Source organism: Nonomuraea sp. NPDC048882, assembly GCF_040649755.1.
GTDB lineage: Bacteria > Actinomycetota > Actinomycetes > Streptosporangiales > Streptosporangiaceae > Nonomuraea > Nonomuraea maheshkhaliensis.
Genome location: NZ_JBEZGB010000005.1, coordinates 393102 through 413907, shown reverse-complemented (window position 1 = coordinate 413907; position 20806 = coordinate 393102). Strand labels below are relative to the sequence as shown.

Here is a 20806-nt window from a genome sequence, read left to right as displayed (position 1 = left end):
GGCATGCGTGTGTTACTCACGGGGCACCAGGGCTACCTCGGCACCGTCATGGCGCCGGCGCTGGCCCGGGCCGGCCACGAGGTGGTGGGCCTCGACTCCGGGCTCTTCGCCGAGTGCGTGCTCGGCCCGCTGCCCGACGACCCGCCGGGCCACCGGGTGGACCTGCGCGACGTACCGGCCGGGCTGCTCACCGGCTTCGACGCCGTGATCCACCTGGCCGCGCTCTCGAACGACCCGCTGGGCGCGCTCGCGCCCGAGCTGACCTACGACATCAACCACCACGCCTCGGTCCGCCTGGCCAGGCTGGCCCGCGACGCGGGCGTGCGCCGCTTCCTGTACGCCTCCACCTGCTCGGTGTACGGCGCCTCGGGCGGCGACGACCTGCTCGGCGAGGACGCTCCGCTGCGCCCGGTCACCCCGTACGCGGAGTCGAAGGTCCGCGTCGAGGACGAGCTGGTCGAGCTGGCCGACGCCGACTTCACGCCGGTGTTCCTGCGCAACGCGACCGCGTTCGGCTTCTCCCCGAGGCTGCGCGCCGACATCGTGCTGAACAACCTGGTCGGCCACGCCCATCTGACCGGGCAGGTCCGCGTGTTGTCGGACGGCACTCCGTGGCGGCCCCTCGTGCACGTGGCCGACATCGCCGACGCCTTCGTGGCCGCGCTCACCGCGCCGCGCCAAGCCGTGCACGCGAGGGCGTTCAACGTGGGCGGCGAGCAGAACAACCTGACCGTCGCCGAGATCGCCGAGCATGTCGTGGAGGCGGTGCCCGGCTCCGAGCTGCTGGTCACGGGTGAGACGGGAGCCGACCCGCGCTCGTACCGGGTCGACTTCTCCCGCATCCGTGCGGCGCTGCCGGAGCTGCACGCCCGCTGGACGGTGAAGGCGGGCGCCGTCGAGCTGGCCGACGCCTACCGGTGCCACGGGCTGACGGTCACGGACTTCCGCCAGCGCTTCACCAGGCTGGCCTGGCTGGCCGACCGGCGCGCGGCCGGCACGGTCTCCGAGGAGCTGCGGACGTGACGGGCGAGGAGATGCACGCCCTGGTGGAGCGGCTCTACCCGCTGTGCCGCTCCATCACGGGCGACGGCGTGCGCGCCACGCTCGGCATCGTCGGCGAGCACCTGGAGCTGAAGGTGCACGAGGTGCCCACCGGCACCCAGGTGCTCGACTGGACCGTGCCCAGGGAGTGGAACATCCGCGACGCCTACGTCAAGGATCCGTCAGGGGCCAGGGTGGTGGACTTCCGGCGGTCGAACCTGCACGTGGTGGGCTACAGCGTGCCCGTCTCGGCCGTCATGACGCTGGACGAGCTGCGCCCCCACCTGTACACGCTGCCCGAGCAGCCGGGCCTGGTGCCGTACCGGACCTCGTACTACGCCGAGACGTGGGGGTTCTGCCTGAGCCAGGAGACGCTCGACGGGATGGGCCCGGGGCCGTACGAGGTGGTGATCGACTCGACGCTGGCCGACGGGCACCTGACGTACGCCGAGCACGTCGTACGGGGACGCACCGACGAGGAGGTGCTGATCTCCTGCCACGTCTGCCATCCGTCGCTGGCCAACGACAACCTGGCCGGCATCGCCGTGGCCGTCGCGCTCGCGGGCCGGCTGCGTGAGCCCCGTTACACCTACCGGTTCCTGTTCGCCCCCGGCACGATCGGCGCCATCACCTGGCTGGCGCGCAACCGGGAGCGCACCGGGCGCGTTCGTCATGGGCTCACGCTGGCCTGCGCGGGGGATCCGGGGGCGCTGACGTACAAGCGCAGCCGGCGCGGGGACGCGCCGATCGACCGGGTGCTGGCGGCCGTGCTGCGCGACAGGCCGCACACGATCGTCGGCTTCTCGCCGTACGGGTACGACGAGCGGCAGTTCTGCTCGCCCGGCTTCAACCTGCCCGTGGGCAGCCTGACCAGGACGCCGTACGCGGGCTACCCCGAGTACCACACCTCCGGAGACGACGTGGGCTTCGTCTCGCCCCAGGCCATGGCCGACACCCTGGACGCGCTCTGGTCGGCGGTGGAGGTGCTGGAACGTGACGGCCGCTACCAGAACCTGAGCCCGTACGGGGAGCCGCAGCTGGGCCGGCGCGGCCTGTACGGCTCACTCGGCGGCAGAAGTGACACGAAACAGGCGCAACTGGCGATGTTATGGGTGCTGAACCTGTCGGACGGCGACCACGGGCTGCTGGACATCGCGGAGCGGTCGGGCCTGCCCTTCCAGGCGGTCGCCGAGGCGGCGGGCGCGCTGGAGGGCGCGGGCCTGCTCAAGCGGGTGGGAGAGAGCGCATGAACCTGCGGGTGGGGGACCTCGTCGAGGTGCGGAGCGAGGCGGAGATCCTGGCCACGCTGGACGAGCGGGGCGAGCTGGAGAGCCTGCCGTTCATGCCGGAGATGCTGGCCTTCTGCGGGCGGCGGATGACCGTGCACAAGGTGGCGCACAAGCTCTGCGACACGATCAGCCGCAGCGGCATGCGGCGGATGGAACGCGCCGTGCACCTCACCGGGGCGCGCTGCGACGGCGGCGGGCACGGCGGCTGCCAGACCGCCTGCTCGCTCTACTGGAAGGAGGCCTGGCTCAAACGGGTCGAACTCGGCACGCCACAGGCCCCGGCCGTGCCCGAGGAGCGCCTGCTGAAGCTGGTCGAGGCCAACACCCGCAAGGGCGCGGACGCCTACTCCTGCCAGGCCACCGAGCTGCTCCGCGCCGCGCCCACCTGCCTGCCCTTCCGCGACCTCGGCCAGTACGTCACCGACGTGCGCAGCGGCAACGCGGGCGTGCTCGCGACCGTTCGCACGTTCCTCGTCGGGCTGTTCAACCGCTTCCAGGACGTCAGCAAGAAGGTGCTGCCGCGCCGCCTGTGGATCAGGGGCGGGCTGCGCTGGGGCTTCGTCCAGGGCCGCGCCGGCCGGGTCACCCCGACGGGCAGCCTGGACCTGCGGCCGGGCGAGCTGGTCAGGATCAAGTCCAAGGACGAGATCCTCGACACGCTCAACGACGACCTGCTCAACCGCGGCCTCGGGTTCGAGGAGGAGATGGCCCGCTACTGCGGCAGGACGGCACGCGTACGCGCCAGGGTCGAGCGCTGCCTGGACGAGAAGACCGGGCGCATGCTGACCATGAAGGGCCCCTGCATCATCCTCGACGACCTGGTCTGCGAGGGCGTCTACAACGCCAACTGCCCGCGCGAGTTCGTCCCGTTCTGGCGGGAGATCTGGCTGGAACGGGTGCCGGTCGGCGGGGAAGCCCCGTGAGCGAGGTCGGCGACATAGGCCGCAAGGCCGGGCGCGGCCTGCGCTGGAGCCTGCTCGGCAACCTGGTGATGAAGGCGGGCTCGTTCGTGATGAGCCTGGTCCTGGCCAGGCTGCTGGTGCCCGAGGACTTCGGCGTGTTCGCCATCGCCCTGGCCGCCACCCAGTTCGTCATCTACATCAACGACGCCGGGGTGATCGCGGCGACCGTGCAGTGGCGCGGCCGGCTGGAGGAGGTCGCGCCGACTGCCACCGTGGCCGCCATCGCGTCCAGCCTGGCCCTCTACGCCCTGTTCTGGGTGATCGCGCCGTTCTACGCGCGGCTGGCCGGCAGCGAGGACGCCACGTGGGTGATCCGCGTCCTCATGGCCACCAACGTCGTCTACGGGCTGACCGCGGTCCGCAGCGCCGCGCTCATGCGCAGGTTCGAGCAGGACAAACTGGCCTGGGCGAACCTGGCCGGCTTCGTCGTCAACGCCGGCGTCTCCATCACGCTGGCCGCGAACGGCGCCGGGGCCTACAGCTTCGCCTGGGGGCAGCTCAGCGGCGGGGTGCTCACCGGGCTGCTCGTGGTCGTGCTGGCCCGGGTCAAGATCGAGCTCGGCTTCGACCGCGCGCTGGCGGCCCGGCTGCTGCGGTTCGGGCTGCCGCTCTGCGTCAGCCTGGGCATCGAGGGGCTGCTGCTCAACATGGACGCGGTCATCGTCGGCGACGTGCTCGGGCCGGTGATGCTGGGCTTCTACCTGCTCGCGTTCAACATCTCCAGCTGGGTGCCCGGCCTCATCGGCACCGCCATCCGCTACGTCGCGCTGCCCAGCTTCGCGCGCCTGGCCGAGGAGGGCGAGGAGTCGATGCGGGAGGGCGTACGGCAGGCCGTGCCGCTGCTGGCCGGGATGGTGCTGCCGATCGCCGTGCTGATGGGCACGCTCGCGCCCGCGGTCGTGGAGTTCCTGTACGGCACGCCGTGGCTGCCCGCCGCCCAGGTGCTGCGCTTCCTGGCCATCGTGATGGCCGTGCGCATGCTGACCCTGCTCATCACCGACATCCTGGCCGCGCTCGGCCGGACGAAGTCGACGATGTGGGTCAACCTGTGCTGGGCCGCCGCGCTGCTGCCCGCCCTGCTGGCCGGCGCCAGGCTCGACGGCATCGAGGGCGCGGCCGTGGCGCACGCCGCCGTCGCGGTGCTGGTGGCGCTGCCGCTGCTCGCCGTGGCCCTGCGGCGCTCGGGCGTGCCCGCGCGGCTGTTCGGCGCCGGGCTGGCCCGGCCGCTGCTCGGCGCGGCGCTGGCCGGCGGCGTCATGACGGGGCTGGCCACGGTGATCGACGGCCCCTTCTTCGAGCTGTGCGTGGCCGGCGGGGCGGGGCTGCTGCTGTTCGTGCTCGTCGTGGTGCCGCGCGCCGTGCTGAAGCGACTCGTACGCCAAGGGAGGGTCCATGCGCGACTCTGAGCTCGTCTCGATCGCCCTGCCGGTCAGGAACGGGGCCGGACGCCTCGAAGGCGTGGTCCGCTCGGTGCTGGCCCAGGATCATCAGCACATCGAGCTGGTCATCTCCGACAACGCCTCCACCGACGCCACCGAGGAGCTCTGCCGCGACCTGGCCGCCGGCGACGAGCGGATCGTCTACCACCGGCACCCGCGCAACGTCGGCCTGCTCGGCAACTTCACCCACGCCGCCAGGATCTCGCGCGGCGCGTTCATCCGCTGGATCGGCGACGACGACCGGCTGGAGCCCTCCTGCGTCTCGCGTGCCCTGGCCGCCTTCACCGCCGACGAACGCCTCATCCTCGTCACCAACCAGGTGGCCTACACCCGCGACGGCGGCCAGGTCACCACCACTCCCTACCCGGGTCCGGGGGAGGGCGCGGCGGCGGGCGCCGGGCTGGGCTCCGACGACCCGGTCGAGCGGTTCGCCGAGATGCTCAGGCTGCTCAACGAGAGCCCGTTCCTCATCGACCCGCTCTACGGGCTGCTGCGGCGCGGGCCCGCGACCGAGATCCCCCGGCGCAACATGCTGCGCGAGGACGAGGTCTACGCGGCCAAGCTGGCGCTGGCCGGGCCATGGGCGCACGTCCCCGAGGTGCTCTCGCACCGCAACTGGCGGACGGAACGGATCACCCGCCTGGCCGGCCGCCTCGACGTGCCGTCCTGGCAGTCCCATCTGGCCAACACGCTCCAGTGCAGGGAACTGCTGCGCTGGCTGCACCAGGCCGAGCTCACCGACGCGCAGCGCCGCCGGGCCCGTACTGAGGTGCTGCGCATGTTCGCACGACGCCAGCGGCGCACCATCGCGCACAGGAGCCGCAAGCTCCTCTCCATGGTCCGATTTGTGTAACACGTCCGATGAACAGAGCGATTTCCCATGGAACGAGAAGTGACGGGGGCGGAAAAGTGCGCTTCTGGAGGACCGTCCTTGGACTGGCCCGGAAGAAGTTCGTGGGGCCGCCTGTCGTCATCGCGGCCGTGGGACTCGCCCTGGCCGCCTACTTCCTGATGCCGAGCCGGTACGTCTCCACCGCCTCCATGGTGCTCACCGTGCCCGCCACCGGCGGCACGCTGGAGACCGAGCCGCAGAACCGCCCGGGCCTGACCAACCCGCTGCTGCAGTTCAACGACGCCCTGCGCACGACCGCGGGCATCCTCATCCTGGCCACCAACACGCCCGACGTGTACGCCGAGATCGGCGCGCCGGAGAACGGGCCCACCGCCGTGATCATCAACGACGGGCGGACCAACCCCGACCTGCTCGGCATCAGCACCAACGGGCCGTTCGTCTACGTCGAGGTCGAGAGCGACTCGCCCGCCACCGTGCGGGAGGTCATGCGCAAGGCCCAGTTGCGGGTACGGCTGGAGCTGGCCAAGCGGCAGACCGCGCTCGATGCGCCGATCAGCACGCACATCGCGATCATGGACGTGATGCCGCCCTCCACGCCCAAGGCGGCCATCGGCGACCGGCTGACCGTCGCGGCCTTCGGCGGCGCGTTCGGGGTGGTCGGCGGGATGGGGCTGGCCTACGCCGTCCAGCGCGTCCGCTCCGCGCGGCGGGCCGGCGCGGACGTCGCACCCGAGCCCGCACCCGAGCCCTCACCTTCGGAGGAACCGGCGGAGGCTTCGCAGGGCGTCTGGGCCGAGGTCGTCGCCGAGCAGCCGGTGGCGGAGGGCGCCGCGGCGGTCAACGGCTCCAGGTCGCGTCTGCCCATGATGTCCGGCTTCCCGCTGACGGTGGACGAGCTGGCCGAGGAGACCACCGGCCCGATCCAGGTCATCAAGACCGACGCGGAACCGGTCGAGACCGAGTCGGCCGCTTTCCCGCCGACCGAGCCCGCCCCTGACGAGGTGGAGCCGGTTCAGGCGAGCGCCGCCCCTGACGAGCCCGAGAAGGACGAGCCCGAAGAGGACAGGCCCAAGGAGGACGGGCCCGAAGAGGACAAGCCGGACGAGGACGGGCCGAAGAAGGGTCAGCTCGACTCGACGACCTGAGCGCACCGCGCGATGGCGGCCGCCCTGGCCTCCGCCGGCGTGTGCGACTTGGCCGAGATCATCATCCCCACCGCCTCCTGCGGCAGCCGGTCGGCGAAGGCCACGGCCTGCGCCACGTCCCACGGCTCGTGGTTGTAGCTCAGGTGGCAGATCGTGGTGTTGATCGGCGGGTCGGCCTTCAGCACCTCGTCCACGAAGACGCCGTACAGGATGAACTCGGAGACGTGCAGCTGGGAATTGAACGCGTCGAGCCAGTCGCGGCCGGTCACCTGGGTGATGCGCCGCTGCATGGCCCGCACGATCTCCGGGTCCCAGAACGTCAGCGCCGTCACGTAGTCGGGCAGCGGCGGGGGCGGCGGGGACGGCAGGCCGAGCAGCTCGCGGGCGACCCGGTGCCAGATGACGTGCCGCTCCATCTCGGCCGTGACGCCGTTCTCCAGCCGGTACAGGCACAGCCGCCCGTCCACGGTGAAGGACGCGGCGCTGGTCGGGCGGACGAGTACGGCGTCGGAGTCGACGATGAGCATGGCGTCGGCGTCGATCAATCCGGCGGAGGCGATCTTGACCGTCTGCTGCATCACCCAGCCGCGCAGCGGAGGCCAGGGGCGGCGGTAGTTGACGTACAGGTCGGCGCCGGGCAGCCGCAGGTATCGGCGGGGCAGCAGCTCCGAGCGGATCCACACGTGGCAACGCGGGCCTTCGAAGCGGGCGAAGGCCGCACGGTCGCTCGGCGGGACGAAGACGTGGTGGATGGTGTCCTCGGAGGTGAACTCCAGGACGGAACGGTGCAACTCGGCGAACAGCTCGGCGTCCAGGGCGTAGGACGGGGTGATGACCGCCAGCTTGCTCACGGATGACTCCCATCGGGTCCGGTGATCTGGGAGCATCGCTCGATCGCCGCCGATCTGACCGCCATGGGCGTGCCCGACTTGGCCGAGATCATCATGCCCACCGCGTCGGGCGGCAGCCGGTCGGCGAACGCGATGGCTCCGGCGTGGTCCAGAGGGGTGCGATCCCACCGGCTGTGGCAGATCGCGGTGCTGACCGGAGGCGCGGCCCGCAGCACCTCGTCCACGAACACGCCGTAGACGATGAACTCCGAGACCTGGAGGTAGGAGGTGAAGGCGGCCAGCCAGTCACGCCCGGTCGTCTCGGTGATGCGCTCCCGCATGGCGCGCACGACGGCCGGATCCCAGCACGCCAGCGAGCTGACGTAGTCGGGCAGCGGCAGTGGCGCGGGCCCCGGCACGCCCAGCAGCTCGCGGGCCACCCGGTGCCAGGTGACGTGGTCGGTCATGAGCTCGTGCACGCCGCCGTCCACCCGGAACATGCTCACCTGGCCGTCCTGGATGAACAGATCGGGCGTCGCCTCGCGTACCAGCACCACGTCCGAGTCGGCGACCAGCACGACCTTGGCGTCGAGCTGCGCCGTGACCGCCATCTTCACCGCCTGCTGGGCCACCCAGCCGCGCAACGGCGGCCAGGGGCGTACGGGATCGATCCACACGCCGGTGAACGGGACGTGCGCGAGGCGGCGCGGCAGGATCTCGGCGTACGTCCAGATTCGGCACCGAGGGCCCGAGAAGCGGGCGAAGAGCCGCCGGTCGGACGGCGGCACGATCACGTGGTGGACGGTGTCGTCCGAGGTGTGGTCGAGGACCGAACGGTGCAGGTGGGCGAAGAGTCCGGCGTCGGGAGCGTACGTGGGCGTGACGACGGCCAGTGCGCTCATCGGATACCTCCGAGGAGACCCCCGCCTTCAGGCGGGGAGGAACCGGACCCCTGCGGAGCAGGACAGGGGCAGCCGATTCGCCGTAAGGCGAACCGGCGTATCGAACAAACGCACGAGTATTTCTTGATCGTTCGGTATGATGTGGGGCGTGGCGCAGATCGTGAAGCGGGCCTACAAGTGCCGCTTCTATCCGACTCCCGAGCAAGCCTCCGAGCTTGCCCGGACGTTCGGCTGCGTCCGCCTCGTGTACAACAAAGCCCTGGAGGAGCGCACGCGCGCCTACACCCTGCAAGGCAAGCGCGTTTCCTACGGGGAGTCATCGGCGATGCTCACGGAGTGGAAGCGCAGCGGCGAGTTCGGCTTCCTGTCGGAGGTGTCGTCTGTGCCGTCGCAGCAGACGCCTGTGGAGCTGGTGTCAGACCTCAACGAGAGTCCTTCTCGGGCGGGCAACCGGCGGTGAAGCAGGAAGCCTCACGGGCGACCGTGGGAATCCCCTCGTTGACGAGGGGGAGGATGTCAAGAAAGGTGATCTCCGTCCCGCCGAGTTGAAGATGTCCCCTTGTATCCATATCGGTGACCCATAGCTGGTGTTACAGCGTTTGTGTAACGCTCCACCCCGGTTTGGCCGACATGCATGAGGCGGGATTCACAGGGAGGACGCGTGGATTTCTGGGGGACTCTGCTCGTCCTGGCGCGTCGCTGGTACGTGGCCGTCCCCGCCTTCCTCGCGGCCGTCGGCGCCGCCTTCTACGCCTACTCCACGGTCCCGGTCACCTACACCACGACCGCGGTCCTCGTGCTCACCGCGCCGAACAGCGGCGGCACCCTCCCGTCCGATCCCGATCAGCCCCTTCCCCAGGTCAACCCGCTGCTCAACTTCGACCACGGGCTCGACGTGGCCGCCTCCATCCTGATCAGCGTCATGAGCACGCCGGACATGGTGGCGGAGATGGGGGTCACCAGCGGGGGGCCGACCACGTACGCGGTGACCAACGGCACCAACAACCTGGAGTCGCTGGCCACGGGGCCGCTGGTGTTCGTGGAGGGGGAGAGCCTGGCGCCGCAGGAGGCCACGGCGATCGTGCGCAAGGCCGTCACACGGATCAGGCAGGAGCTGAACGCCCGGCAGCGGCAGGTGCAGGCGCCCGTGGGGACGTACATCACGGTCAGCGAGGCCGTGCCGCCGACCAGGCCCGCGCCGCAGCAGGGCAGGAAGCTGCGCTCGGCGGCGGCGGCGCTCGGGCTGGGGGTGATCGCCTCGCTGTGTGCCTCGTTCGCGGCGGAGAGCCTGGCGGCGCCGCTCGGCGCCCGCCTCGCCGGACGCCGCCTGCTCCGGGGCCGCCTGCTCCGGGGCCGCCTGCTCCGGGGCCACCGGCGCGACGCCGGCGAGACGCCTTCGGCTGAGACGCCTCAGACCGGGACGCCTGCTGAGATGCCGGACCCGGCCGAAGCCGGGAAGACGGGGGCGTGACCGATGGCCGCCCCCGCAGACGTCCGCGCGCCCGCGCCCGGGACCGCCCGGCGTCCCGGTGGGCCGCCGCTGCCGGGGCGGGCCGACGGCGCGACCGTGGCCGCCGTGTTCGCCGCCGTGCTGCTGATCGTGCCGGCCCGGCTCGTGCTCAAGGGCCTGCCCCTGTCGCTCACCCCGGCCAACGTGGTGAGCCTGGGCGCGGCGGTGCTCTGGCTGTGCGCGCAGCTCACGCTCACGCTGGGGGCGGCCAAGGGCCGCAACCCCGTGCGTACCGCCCTGTTCGCCTACTTCACCTCGATGGTGGCCACCTACGGGTTGTCCACCTGGGGGTACATGGACTCCGACGAGCTCAACCTGAGCGATCACTCCTTCGTCCTGGTGATCGCCACGGTGGGCCTGGCGCTGACGGTCTGCGACGGCGTGCGCGGCAGGCACCGGCTGGACCTCGTGCTCAGGACGCTGGTGGTCTGCGGAGCGGTGATCTCGGTGATCGCGGCCCTGCAGTTCCTGCTCTCGATCGACCTGACCAGGTTCCTTGAGCTGCCGATCCTGCGCTACAGCAGCGAGGGCGACTCGTTCGTGCTGGAACGGGCCGACCTGCGCCGGGTGGCCGCGACCACCGGCCATCCGATCGAGTTCGGCGTCACCTGCGCCATCCTGCTGCCGCTGGCCGCCCACTACGCCACCCGGGCCCGGCTGCGGGCCGAGCCGGCGCTGCGGTGGTGGGTGTGCACGGCGCTGATCGGGCTCGGCCTGATGTTCTCGGTGTCGCGCTCGGCCATGCTGAGCCTGCTCGCCGTGGGCGTGGTGCTGTTCGCGGGGTGGTCGTGGCGGCGGCGGCTGGCCACGCTGCTGGTGGCGGCCGGGTTCCTGGTGGTGATCAGGGTGGCCGTGCCGGGCCTGCTCGGGGCCATCACGGGGCTGTTCACCGACCTCGGCAACGACGAGAGCATCCAGTACAGGACGCACGACTACGCCGTGGCCGCCCAGCAGATCGGCCGGCACTTCTGGTTCGGCCGGGGCCTGGGCACCTGGTACGCCCCCAAACACCAGATCTTCGACAACCAGTACATCCTGTCCATGGTCGAGACGGGCCTGTTCGGCACCGTCACCTTCGCCGCGCTGTTCGTGGTGGCCTGTTACGCGGCGCTGCGGGCCAGGCACCTCAGCGCCGACCCGGGCGACCGCGACCTGTGCCTGACGGTCGCCGCCTGCCTGGTCGTGCCGCTGGTGGGCTCGCTCACCTTCGACCTGCTGTCGTTCGCGACCGTGACGGGCCTGGCGTTCATCCTGGTCGGCGCGGCCGGCGCCCTGCTACGGGCGGCCAGAGCGGATCAGCACTCGGCTCAGCAGGCGGATCGGCAGGCGGATCAGCTCTCTCCCGCGCAGGCCAGCGGGCCGACGATCGAGGTGACCCGATAGTTCTCGTCGATGGTGACCAGCTCGTTGCCGGCCCACTCCGTCCGCCCGCACTCGGAGTCGGTCGGCCCGTACACCCAGGACTTGTCCACCAGCTTGTTGCCGCGCACCACCTGCCTGCCGCGGGCGTTGCGCACCTGGAGGCTGTAGGTGCCGCCCATGATGAGGTTGTCGGTGACGGTCACGTCCTCCGACTTCTCGTCCACCAGGAAGATCGGCGCCGTGATGTGCTCGGCCTCGCGCTGGTCGACGGTGTTGTGGTGGAACAGCAGGCCCTTGCCGCCGTTGTAGGCCTGGATGCCGTCGGAGTGGTCGCCGGACCGCGAGCAGAGCTTGACGAAGGAGTCGCGGATCTCCACGTCGTCGCCGGAGACGCGGAAGCCGTCGCTGTGGCCCTGCACCAGCACTCGGGTGGCTTTGTACTTGTCGTAGCCGATCGCGGGCAGCGGCTCGCACTTGGCCGTGGTGCCCACCGTGGAGTCGGCGATCGTGAACCGGAACGACTCGGGCCCGTCGGCGTTGATCACGTCGCCGTCGACGACGCTGTTGGTGATCGTCACGTCGTTCGCGTGGATCAGCAGGTGCCCGGGAATGTGCACGCCGTCCAGCACGGTGCCGTCGGTCTGCACGCGGTAGGCGACGTTCTCCGTGTTGAGCTCGACCTCTTTCAGCTTGACGCCCTTGGGCGCGCCGGTGCAGGCGGGCGTGGGGTGGTCGGGGCAGGAGGAGCCGTCCGGCCGGACGATCACGGGGGAGGGCGCCGGGGTCGGCGTCGCGGCCGGGGCCGCGTCGCAGCCGGCCGGGGCCAGCGCCGCGGCGAGGAGCAGGAGATGACGTGCGCGCATGGCCGCCTCTCAGGCGCCGAGCCGGGGCAGCAGCTCGGCCCAGGAGCCCGCGTCCAGGTCGCGCGGGCTGACCTCGGCCGGGGGAAGGGGCCAGGCTATCCGCAGGTCCGGATCGTCGTACCGGACCGCGAGGTCCTCGCTCGGATCGTGCTCCCTGTCGATGCGGTAGCAGGTGTCGGCGGGCTCGGTCAGCGCCTGGAAGCCGTGCAGCAGACCGGGGGGCACGTACAGGGTCAGGAAGTCCTCGTCGTCCAGGCGCACCGCCATGCTCCGGCCGAACGTGGGCGAGTGCGGCCTGGCGTCCACCAGCACGTCGTGCACCGCGCCCCTGGCACAGCGGACGAGCTTGGCCTCCCCTCTGCCGGAGCGCCCGTGCAGGCCGCGGATCGTGCCCAGGCGCGACCTGGACTGGCTGTCCTGGATGAACGCGCACGCGTCCAGCCCCGCCGCGGCGGCCGTGGCGGCGTCGAACGTCCTGGTGAACAGGCCGCGGCTGTCGCGGTGCGGCGACGGCCTGAACAGCCGCACCCCGTTGAGCTCGCCCTGCTCCACTTTCATGCTTCGTCCTTCCGGGAGGGGGTCTGATGAAGGCGTCGGTGAGCGTCGTGATCCCGGCGCACAACGAGGAGACGGTCATCGGGGCGGGGCTCGACGCGCTGCTCGCGGGGGCGGCGCCGGGGGAGTTCGACGTCGTGGTGGTGGCCAACGCCTGCTCCGACCGTACGGCGGCGGTGGCGGCGCGGCCCGGCGTGCGGGTGCTGGAGACGCCCGTGCCCGGCAAGGTCCACGCGCTGCACCTGGGCGACGCCGCGTGCCGGGCCTTCCCCCGGGTCTACCTGGACGCCGACGTACGGATCGACGCGGCCTCCGTACGGGCCCTGGCCGAGGCGGTGGCCCGGCCGGGCGTGCTGGCCTGCGCGCCCGTGCCCGAGTGGGACCTGAGCGGCGCCGGGCCCGTGGTGCGGCGGGTGCACCGGGTGCACGACCGGCTCGTCGCGCCGTCGCGGGCGCTGGCCGGCGTGGGCGTGTACGTGCTCGGCGAGCGCGGCCACGAGCGCGCCTTCCCCCTGCCCGACGTGATCTCCGACGACGGCTGGGTGGACGGTTGCTTCACCGGCGCCGAGCGCGCCGTGGTCGCCGAGGCCCGGTCTCTGGTACGCCCTCCGCGTACGGTCCGCGCCCACTTGCGCCGGCGGATCAGGGTGCGCAGGGGCAACCGCGAGCTGGCCGCGCTGGGCCGGCCGGGCCGGGCGCTGCGGTTGTCCGCGCTCGGAGCGCTGCTGGCCGGGCGCCAGGTCAGCCCGCTGGACGCCGCCTGCTACCTGGCGGTGCTGGCCGTGGATCGGCTGCTCGCCAGGCTCCGCGGCGGCGCCACGGGCTGGGGCACCGACGCGGGCAGCCGTCATCGCGACCCCGCCGGCGACCCCACAGCGGACTCGTAGGCGTCGACCTCGTAGGTGGCGGCCGTCATCGCGCACCCTTGCGCGGTGCCACGGCGGCCTCGTATGCGGCCAGGAGCGCGGTCTTCGAGTGGTCCCAGGACAGCGGCCCGGCCACCCGTTCCCGGCCGATCTCGCCCATCCGCCGCCGCTCCTCCGGGTCGTCGAGCAGCCGGGAGATCAGCTTGGCGAACTCCGACTCGTCGTTGGCGGGCGCGTACAGCGCCGCCTCGCCCGCCGACACGCGGGCCTCGCGTAACTCGAAGGAGACGATGGGCCTGGACATGGCCATGTACTCCATGACCTTGTTCATCGTCGAGACGTCGTTGAGCGGGTTGAGCGGATCGGGCGACAGGCACACGTCGGCGGTGGACAGGTAACGCATCAGGTCCTCGTCCGGGATGCGTCCCGTGAACTCGACGCAGTCGTCCAGACCCAGCTCGCGGGCCAGCCCGACCATCGCGTCGAACGTGTCGCCGCCGCCGACGAACACCGCGTGCCAGTCGGCGCGCCCGTGCTCGTCCCGCAGCCTGGCCAGGCTGCGCAGCGCGTAGTCCACACCGTCCTGCGGGCCCATCACGCCGAGGTAGCACAGCAGGTACGGCTTCCCGCGCCGTACGGACGCGTCCGGCGGCACCTGGTGGAACCGCTCCACCACGGGCGCGCTGCGCACCACGAACACCTCCTCAGGACGCTTGCCACCCCGGGAGAGCGCGACCTGCCGGTAGCTCTCGTTGGTCGCGATCACCACGTGCGCCGCCCGGTACGTCATCCGCTCCATCCACGACACCGCGCGGAAGAGCAGGTCCCGGCCCCGGCCGAAGCGCGACAGGTACAGCTCGGGCACCAGGTCGTGCTGGTCGAAGACGTACCGGGTGCCCCTGCGCCGCATGGCCAGCGCGACCAGGAAGAACAGGTCCGGCGGGTTGCACCCGTGCACGACGTCGAACCGGCCGAGCCGCCGGGCCAGGCGGAAGGTGTGCCAGAGGGCGGAGCCGTACTCGCGCAGGAAGCCCGCCGGGCCGCCGGTGGCGGCGCGCAGCGGGTAGCGGTGGATGTGGACGCCGTCGATGACGGCCTCCACCTCGGTGTCCTGTTTGGCCCCCTTGGGGCAGATGACGTGCACCTCCCAGCCGGCCTGGCGCAGCGCGGTGCTCTCCTGCCAGACACGCCGGTCGAGTGGTACGGAAAGGTTCTCGACGAGGATGAGCGCTCTACCACCCAATGCCTGTGTAGTCCTTTCTGCCCCGTTGGGTTTCCGCGTCCGGGATGCGGACGAGGTCCACGATCGTGCGGTCGCCGGCCTGGTCCAGGGCGGCGAGCACCCGCTCGTCCAGGCACCCGACGACGCACACCTCGGCGTGGTCGAGCACCTCCTCGGCCGAGTCGCCGAGCAGGTCGCCCAGGTGCGGCAGCCGTTCGGCGATGTAGGCGCGGTTGGCGCCGACCAGCCGTGACAGGGTCACGTTGGCGTCGTAGATGCGCAGGTCGTAGCCCTTACCGAGGAGCCGTTCCGCCAGCTCCACGAGCGGGCTCTCGCGCAGGTCGTCCGTGCCGGGCTTGAACGACAGGCCGAACATGCCGATCCGGCGCCGGCCCGAGGCGGTGATCAGCTCGAAGGCGCGCTGCAGGTGCGCCTCGTTGGCGGGCAGCACGTGCGACAGCAGCGGGATCGACACGTCGGCCTTCCTGGCCGCGTAGACCAGCCCGCGCAGGTCCTTGGGCAGGCAGGAGCCGCCGAAGGCGAATCCTGGGCGCAGGTAGGCGGGGCTGATGTTGAGCTTGCGGTCGGCCAGGAAGACGTCCATGACCTGGTGGGAGTCCAGGCCGAGGGCCTGGCAGATGGCGCCCATCTCGTTGGCGAAGCCGATCTTGACCGCATGAAACGCGTTGTCCGCATATTTCGTCATTTCGGCTACGGGGATGGAGACCCGGAAGACGTCGCCGGGCAGGCCCTCGTACAAGGAGGCCACCACGTTCCCCGTCCGCTCGTCCGACTCGCCGATCACCGTCTTCGGCGGCGCGAAGAAGTCGCGCACGCTGGTGCCCTCGCGCAGGAACTCGGGGTTGACCGCCACCCCGAAACCGGTGCCCGCGCGCAGGCCCGACGCCAGCTCCAGGATGGGCACCAGCAGCTCCGCGCAGGTGCCGGGCAGCATGGTCGAGCGGAAGACGACGACGTGTCCCGGCCGCAGCGCCCGGCCGATCTGCTCGGCCACCCGCTCCAGGAAGGTCGTGGACAGGCTGCCGTTGGGCGCCGACGGCGTGCCCACGCAGACCAGCGACAGCTCGGTGGCCGCGACCGCCTCGGCCGCGTCCGTGGTGGCGCGCAGCGCGCCGCGAGCGGTCGTCTCGGCGATCAGCTCGCCGATGCGCTCCTCGACGATGGGCGCGTGCCCGCCGTTGATGAGGTCGACCTTGGCCGGATTGACGTCCACGCCCACGACCTGATGTCCCATGGAGGCCAGGCAGGCGGCCGAGACGCACCCCACGTAGCCGAGCCCGAAGACACTGATCCGCATAGCCGCCCTCCGTTGGACCGTCTACCGTGGACCGCCTATGTGGAGGGCAAAGCGCGATTTCCCCCGCCTCCAAGGGATATGTCGGGTATGCCCTTTGGAACGTTACCGATTTCTTCCGGCGCGGAGGGATCGCACGACCGCCCTGGCCCTGGTGCCGGCGGCGGCCGCCCACCGGCGGGCCGGATTCCTGGTCACGATGCCCTGGCAGACCACGCTCTCGCCGGTCCTGGCCCGCCGTTTGTACTCGTCCTCGCCCCGCCCGAGGTCGATCCTGGCGATCCCGAGCGACGGAGCGGCCGCGACCAGTTCGCGCAGCAGGATCCAGCCGGGGGACAGCTTGGCGAACGCGGGGTCGTAGACGGGGAACCACCAGTGCAGCACGCCGCCCGACCTGAGGCCGAAGTGGGCCGCGAGCAGGTGCGGCCCGGCGCGCAGGGTGGACAGCACGCCGCCGAAGCCTGGATCGCGGGTGCCGAGCAGGGCTTCGAGCAGCTTGATCCGGCCGGGCTCTGCGAAGTAGTCCTGGGCGCCGGTGGCGGCGTACTGGGCCCGCTTGAGCTCGATCACCCGCGCCAGCGCCCCGGCGTCCACCGCGTCGGCCTCGAACCTGACCGCGCCCAGATCCCGCTCGGCCCTGGCGGCCCGGCGCCGCGCCTGCCCCATGTTGTCCTTGCCGCTCTTCGAGGCCCGGCCCAGATATCCGGTCAGCCCGCCGGTGACGTCCAGGTAGGGCGACGGCCGGCGCGAGAGCACCCACCGCTCGAAGCCGGGGGCGTCCGGCACCAGATGGTCGAAGGCGTAGCCGCCCGCGCCGTTCCCGAGCAGGTCGAGCGGCCGGAAGGCGGCGCCGGCGGCCAGGATCGGCCCCTGGAAGTCCGCACCCGGCCAGCCGGCCGGGCGCAGCAGCCGGCCTTCGCGGTGGTGCGGCACGAACACGTCGTTCCCCACGGCCACGTGCACGGTGTGCCCCGAGGCGTGCACGGCCGCGGAGAAGCCGGGATGGAAGTACGGGCTGTCCAGCGCCGGGTTCGCGGACCGTACCGCCTCCCAGGCGTCCAGCTCGGCCGCGGTCAGCTCGTCGAACGCCTTGACCCGCAGGCCGCTCACTGCGGCAGCGCCGTCATGCGCCGCGAGGGCCGCAGCAGCGCCACCACGCTGGCCCTGGACGTACGCCGCCCCGCGAGGGCCCGCACCGCCTCACCCGCCAGCACGGCCACGTAGTACGCCATCCCGCGCACGGGCCCGTGCCGCCGCCGGAACAGCCGTACCTTGTTGACGACCAGCAGCGACGCCAGCACCGGATCGATCCCTGAGGCGCCGCCGATGTGCTCGATCGCCGAGGCGGGCTCGTACCAGGTGGCCCAGCCCAGGTCCGCGGCGCGCAGGCAGTAGTCCGTCTCCTCGCTGTAGAGCAGGAACGACTCGTCCCACGCCCCCACCTCGCGGATCATCCGCGGCGAGAGCATCAGCGCCGCCCCCGTCGCCCAGGCGAACGCGCCCGGCCTGGCGTAGTCGCGCGGGTCGGTCACCAGCTCGCCCACGGTGCCCATGCGCCCGGCCAGCGCCCCGCCGACCACCGCCTCGGCCACGGCCCGGCCCACCGTGGGCATCCGGCGCAGCGAGGGCTGCAGCGTGCCGTCCGGATTGACCATGTACGGCACCACGATGCCCAGGCCCGGCCGCTCCAGGCAGTCCAGCAGGGGAGCGACGGCTCCAGGACGCAGCCGGCAGTCGGGGTTGAGCACGTAGACGCCGTCCAGCCGGTCGAGGTCGAGCGCGGCGATCCCGGCATTGATGGCCGCCGCGTATCCGGCGTTCCTGCCCACCTGCACCACCGTGACCGGAAGGTCCGCCCGCTCGGCCAGCGCCGTGGAGTCGTCCTTCGAGGCGTTGTCCGCCACCACGACCGCGGCCAGCTCCACCCCTGCCGCGCCGGACGGCAGCGAGTCGAGGCAGCCCTGGAGCACGTCCGCGCTGTTGTAGGTGACGATGACCACCGCGACCCTGCGCATCAGCGCACCCGCTTGTACAGCCGCATGCCGAGCTTGCCCGCCCGGCGGGCCGGCGACGGCCCGGAGAGCACTCCGTCGATCCACGCGGCGTCCAGGTCACGCCGCAGGCTGGTCCGCGGCTGCAGCCACGAGCCCGCTCTGGCCCTGCCGCCGTCGCTGGTGTAGGCGCGGGTCACCCCCGCGCGGCGTAAGCGGCGCAGCACCCGTCTGTCGTAGGAGCCGAACGGGATCGCCACCCTGGACACGGGCGTGCCGGTCAGCTCGCCGAGCACCTCGCAGGCCCGGGTCAGCTCCTCGCCCGCCTGGGCCGCGTCCAGCGTGCGCCAGTCGCGGTGCGCCCAGCCGTGCGAGCCCACTCGCATGCCCTTGCCGATCAGCTCGCGCACGCCGCCGGCGTCGAGCCGGCCCGGCTCGCCGAGCAGCCCGGCCAGGACGAAGAACTCCGCCTCCAGCCCGCGCTCCAGCAGCCGGGGAAGCGCGATCTCCACGTCGGAGGCGTTGCCGTCGTCGAACGTGAGGCGTACGTCGGGCCGTCCCGCCACCGCGTCGACCACCCGCTCGAACTGCTCGACCGACACCCACGTCTGGTCCTCGTCCCGGTCGAGCTCCCGGGTGGTGCCGCCGATGCCGTGCACGGTCAGATTGGTCACCGCACGCATCCCGCCCCCTGATCAGAGTGCCGCCGAGAGTGTTATCGCCGCCCGGGATGGACCGTTACAGGCGACTTGTGTGCCAATCGACCGTCCGTCTCAGGCCCTCCTCCAGGGAGGTGACCGGCCGCCAGCCGAGGACGCGGGCGGCCGGCTCGACGTCGGAGCGCTGCGCGCGGTCCAGCGGGCGGGCGGCCACCGCGCCGTACACGGGCCTGGCGGGCCCGCCGACGATCTTCGCCAGCAGCTCCGCGGTGTCGTGGATGGAGACCGGCTCGGGCGTGCCGATGTCGAGCACGTGCCCGGCCGCGTCGCCGTTCGCGCCCGCGCGGACGAACGCCTCCACCACGTCGTCCACGTACACCCAGGTGATCAGCCTGGTCCCTGAGGTCAGCTCGGGCGCCTGCCCGCGCAGCAGCGACCGCGTCACGTACGGCACCAGCCTGGCCAGGTTCGGCTCGCCGGGGCCGTAGACCATGGCCACCCGCAGCACCGACACCGGCAGCCCCCACAGCGCGTGGTACATGCGCGCGTACCCGGTCGCCGCCGCCTTGGCCGCCGCGTACGGCGAGCCGGGCGCCTGCCCGTCACGCGGCTCCTCCACGGACCCGGCCAGCACCACGCTGCGCACCGGCGTGCCGGTCAGCGCGGTCAGCAGGTTCACCGTGGCGCCCAGGTTGCCCGCCAGGGTGGGCGCCACGGTGGCCGGGTCGCGCACGCCGGTGACCTCGCCGGCCAGGTGGAAGACCACCTCGGGCTCGACCCGCGCGACCAGCTCCGCGACGGCTTCGGCGTCGGTCAGGTCCACCACGTGCCGGCCTTCCGCTTCGGGTGGGCGGCGGCTCACCGTGTGCGTCCGCGCGCCCAGCTCCGTCAGGCGCCGGACGAGGTGAGAGCCGATGAACCCGGTCGCGCCCGTTACCAGGGCCCGCGTTCCGTGCCAGGCGGACATGCGGCCTCCGCGGCTGATTCAGTCGTGTTGTTCCGGTGACGGTATGGGATCGCCGGAATCGTGCCAGGCGTTTCCCGACCCCTCCTGGAGCTTCGCGCGCGTGCTGAGCAGGATCGGGCAGTCGTGCGTGGAGCCGCGGCCGAACCGGTTGCCGGTGACCCGCTGCCCGGTCAGCGGCCGGCCCAGCGGCGTGTGGTCGATGTTGACCACGCAGGCGCCGCCGTCGAGGTAGTTGCCCTCCACCCGCAGCTCGTCCGCGGAGGACTGCACGGCCGCGTTCGGGTCCTCGGTGGTGGAGACGTCGATCGTGTTGTGCCGCAGCGTGACACCGCGCTGCTCGGCGAACGCCTGCACGCCGTCGTTGTGCGTGGGCTCACCGCCCTGGTCGGGATCGCTGGCGAACCAGCTCAGGTCGTGGATGTAGGAGTCCTGGACCAGGGTGCCGGTGTGGGCCTTGATCCCGTCCACCGTGCCGCGGAACTCGCTGCGGAAGATCTTCGTGTGCGCCGCCCAGATGCCGTCGATCGACGGCGAGGGGTGGGAGGGGTAGAACTCGGAGTCCTCGATCACGGTGTCGCGGGCGTGCTCGCTGTCGAGCAGCGGGCGGGTCTCCTCGGTGGGGCCGCCGCGGAAGACGCACTTCCTGAACGTGACGCCGCGCGCGGTCACGGTGACGAACCCGTAGAAGACCTTGCCCTCGACGATCTCGCCGTCCTTGGCGAAGAGCTGGTCGCCGGTGACGTCGGTGAGTGTGGTGCCCGGCGGGACGCCGGTCGAGGCGGCGTCGGGGAAACCGGCGGGGGCCGTCGCCGGAGGGCTGACCGCCTGGTCCGCGGCCTGTCCGCGGCCAGTGGCCTGTCCCGCCTGGTCTGTGGCCTTTTCGGCCGGTTCGGCCGTCTGGTCGGCCTGCTTGGCAGGGCCGGCCGAGCCGATCGGCTCAGCCAGTTCACCTGCGACGGCCACGACCAGTGCCAGGGCGGCGACCGCGGCTACAACGTACGACCACGTCCTCGCCACCCCGGCATCGTCGCGAAA

Annotated in this window: 20 protein-coding genes and 1 pseudogene; 10 read left to right on the top strand and 11 right to left on the bottom strand. The window is 72.0% G+C overall.

Annotation, left to right across the window (positions count from 1 at the left end):
• Positions 1–3 precede the first annotated feature (3 nt).
• The 6 genes from AB0C27_RS20695 (at position 4) to AB0C27_RS20670 (ending at position 6729) form a co-directional block, all read left to right on the top strand.
• Positions 4–1023, top strand: a complete 1020-nt coding sequence (locus AB0C27_RS20695) for an SDR family oxidoreductase (protein WP_357846212.1) — start codon at positions 4–6, stop codon at positions 1021–1023.
• Positions 1020–2291, top strand: coding sequence for a DUF4910 domain-containing protein (locus tag AB0C27_RS20690; protein ID WP_357846210.1), 1272 nt, complete (start codon positions 1020–1022; stop codon positions 2289–2291). The genes AB0C27_RS20695 and AB0C27_RS20690 overlap by 4 nt, the downstream gene beginning before the upstream one ends.
• Positions 2288–3253, top strand: a complete 966-nt coding sequence (locus AB0C27_RS20685; RefSeq protein WP_357846208.1) for a hypothetical protein — start codon at positions 2288–2290, stop codon at positions 3251–3253. Before AB0C27_RS20690 ends, AB0C27_RS20685 begins: the two co-directional genes overlap by 4 nt.
• Entirely contained in the window at positions 3250–4698 is a 1449-nt protein-coding gene (locus tag AB0C27_RS20680) for an oligosaccharide flippase family protein (protein WP_357846207.1), read from the top strand. The genes AB0C27_RS20685 and AB0C27_RS20680 overlap by 4 nt, the downstream gene beginning before the upstream one ends.
• A complete protein-coding gene (locus AB0C27_RS20675; protein ID WP_357846205.1) occupies positions 4685–5584 on the top strand; it encodes a glycosyltransferase family 2 protein in 900 nt (299 codons plus the stop codon). The genes AB0C27_RS20680 and AB0C27_RS20675 overlap by 14 nt, the downstream gene beginning before the upstream one ends.
• 101 nt (positions 5585–5685) lie before the next feature.
• Positions 5686–6729 (top strand): hypothetical protein, encoded by a 1044-nt coding sequence (locus AB0C27_RS20670; protein ID WP_357846203.1) that lies wholly within the window; start codon positions 5686–5688, stop codon positions 6727–6729.
• Here AB0C27_RS20670 and AB0C27_RS20665 read toward each other — a convergent pair.
• Entirely contained in the window at positions 6708–7580 is an 873-nt protein-coding gene (locus AB0C27_RS20665; RefSeq protein WP_357846201.1) for a DUF6492 family protein, read from the bottom strand. The genes AB0C27_RS20670 and AB0C27_RS20665 overlap by 22 nt on opposite strands.
• The gene (locus tag AB0C27_RS20660; RefSeq protein ID WP_357846199.1) at positions 7577–8461 is read right to left on the bottom strand and encodes a DUF6492 family protein; all 885 of its coding nucleotides are present in this window, start codon (positions 8459–8461) and stop codon (positions 7577–7579) included. The genes AB0C27_RS20665 and AB0C27_RS20660 overlap by 4 nt, the downstream gene beginning before the upstream one ends.
• A 148-nt stretch (positions 8462–8609) precedes the next feature.
• Between AB0C27_RS20660 and AB0C27_RS20655 the strand changes: the two are divergent.
• The 3 genes and pseudogenes from AB0C27_RS20655 to AB0C27_RS20645 all read left to right on the top strand — a co-directional run.
• Positions 8610–8858, top strand: a pseudogene (locus tag AB0C27_RS20655) (helix-turn-helix domain-containing protein); the annotation flags it as partial.
• 264 nt (positions 8859–9122) lie between these two features.
• Positions 9123–9932 (top strand): hypothetical protein, encoded by an 810-nt coding sequence (locus AB0C27_RS20650; protein WP_357846197.1) that lies wholly within the window; start codon positions 9123–9125, stop codon positions 9930–9932.
• 3 nt (positions 9933–9935) lie between these two features.
• Positions 9936–11354 (top strand): O-antigen ligase family protein, encoded by a 1419-nt coding sequence (locus AB0C27_RS20645; RefSeq protein ID WP_357846195.1) that lies wholly within the window; start codon positions 9936–9938, stop codon positions 11352–11354.
• Here AB0C27_RS20645 and AB0C27_RS20640 read toward each other — a convergent pair.
• The gene (locus AB0C27_RS20640; RefSeq protein ID WP_357846193.1) at positions 11303–12196 is read right to left on the bottom strand and encodes a hypothetical protein; all 894 of its coding nucleotides are present in this window, start codon (positions 12194–12196) and stop codon (positions 11303–11305) included. The genes AB0C27_RS20645 and AB0C27_RS20640 overlap by 52 nt on opposite strands.
• 9 nt (positions 12197–12205) lie before the next feature.
• A complete protein-coding gene (locus AB0C27_RS20635; protein WP_357846191.1) occupies positions 12206–12754 on the bottom strand; it encodes a dTDP-4-dehydrorhamnose 3,5-epimerase family protein in 549 nt (182 codons plus the stop codon).
• A 38-nt stretch (positions 12755–12792) separates the two neighbouring features.
• Between AB0C27_RS20635 and AB0C27_RS20630 the strand changes: the two genes are divergently transcribed.
• Positions 12793–13638 (top strand): glycosyltransferase, encoded by an 846-nt coding sequence (locus AB0C27_RS20630; protein WP_357846189.1) that lies wholly within the window; start codon positions 12793–12795, stop codon positions 13636–13638.
• Between the two features lie 25 nt (positions 13639–13663).
• On the opposite strand, the gene AB0C27_RS20625 is transcribed toward AB0C27_RS20630, so the two are convergent.
• From AB0C27_RS20625 to AB0C27_RS20595, 7 genes are all read right to left on the bottom strand, one after another.
• Complete coding sequence (locus AB0C27_RS20625) at positions 13664–14860, bottom strand: glycosyltransferase family 4 protein (RefSeq protein ID WP_357846187.1); 1197 nt, start codon at positions 14858–14860, stop codon at positions 13664–13666.
• Positions 14850–16157, bottom strand: a complete 1308-nt coding sequence (locus AB0C27_RS20620; protein ID WP_357846185.1) for a nucleotide sugar dehydrogenase — start codon at positions 16155–16157, stop codon at positions 14850–14852. The genes AB0C27_RS20625 and AB0C27_RS20620 overlap by 11 nt, the downstream gene beginning before the upstream one ends.
• 102 nt (positions 16158–16259) lie before the next feature.
• Positions 16260–17264, bottom strand: a complete 1005-nt coding sequence (locus tag AB0C27_RS20615) for a GNAT family N-acetyltransferase (protein ID WP_357846183.1) — start codon at positions 17262–17264, stop codon at positions 16260–16262.
• A complete protein-coding gene (locus AB0C27_RS20610) occupies positions 17261–18169 on the bottom strand; it encodes a glycosyltransferase family 2 protein (RefSeq protein WP_357846181.1) in 909 nt (302 codons plus the stop codon). The genes AB0C27_RS20615 and AB0C27_RS20610 overlap by 4 nt, the downstream gene beginning before the upstream one ends.
• Entirely contained in the window at positions 18169–18828 is a 660-nt protein-coding gene (locus tag AB0C27_RS20605; RefSeq protein WP_357846179.1) for a polysaccharide deacetylase family protein, read from the bottom strand. The genes AB0C27_RS20610 and AB0C27_RS20605 overlap by 1 nt, the downstream gene beginning before the upstream one ends.
• Before the next feature lie 55 nt (positions 18829–18883).
• Positions 18884–19771 carry an NAD-dependent epimerase/dehydratase family protein gene (locus AB0C27_RS20600; RefSeq protein ID WP_357846177.1) on the bottom strand — a complete coding sequence of 296 codons (888 nt, stop codon included), beginning with the start codon at positions 19769–19771 and terminating at the stop codon, positions 18884–18886.
• Between the two features lie 18 nt (positions 19772–19789).
• A complete protein-coding gene (locus AB0C27_RS20595; RefSeq protein ID WP_357846175.1) occupies positions 19790–20788 on the bottom strand; it encodes a hypothetical protein in 999 nt (332 codons plus the stop codon).
• Positions 20789–20806: the final 18 nt, after the last annotated feature.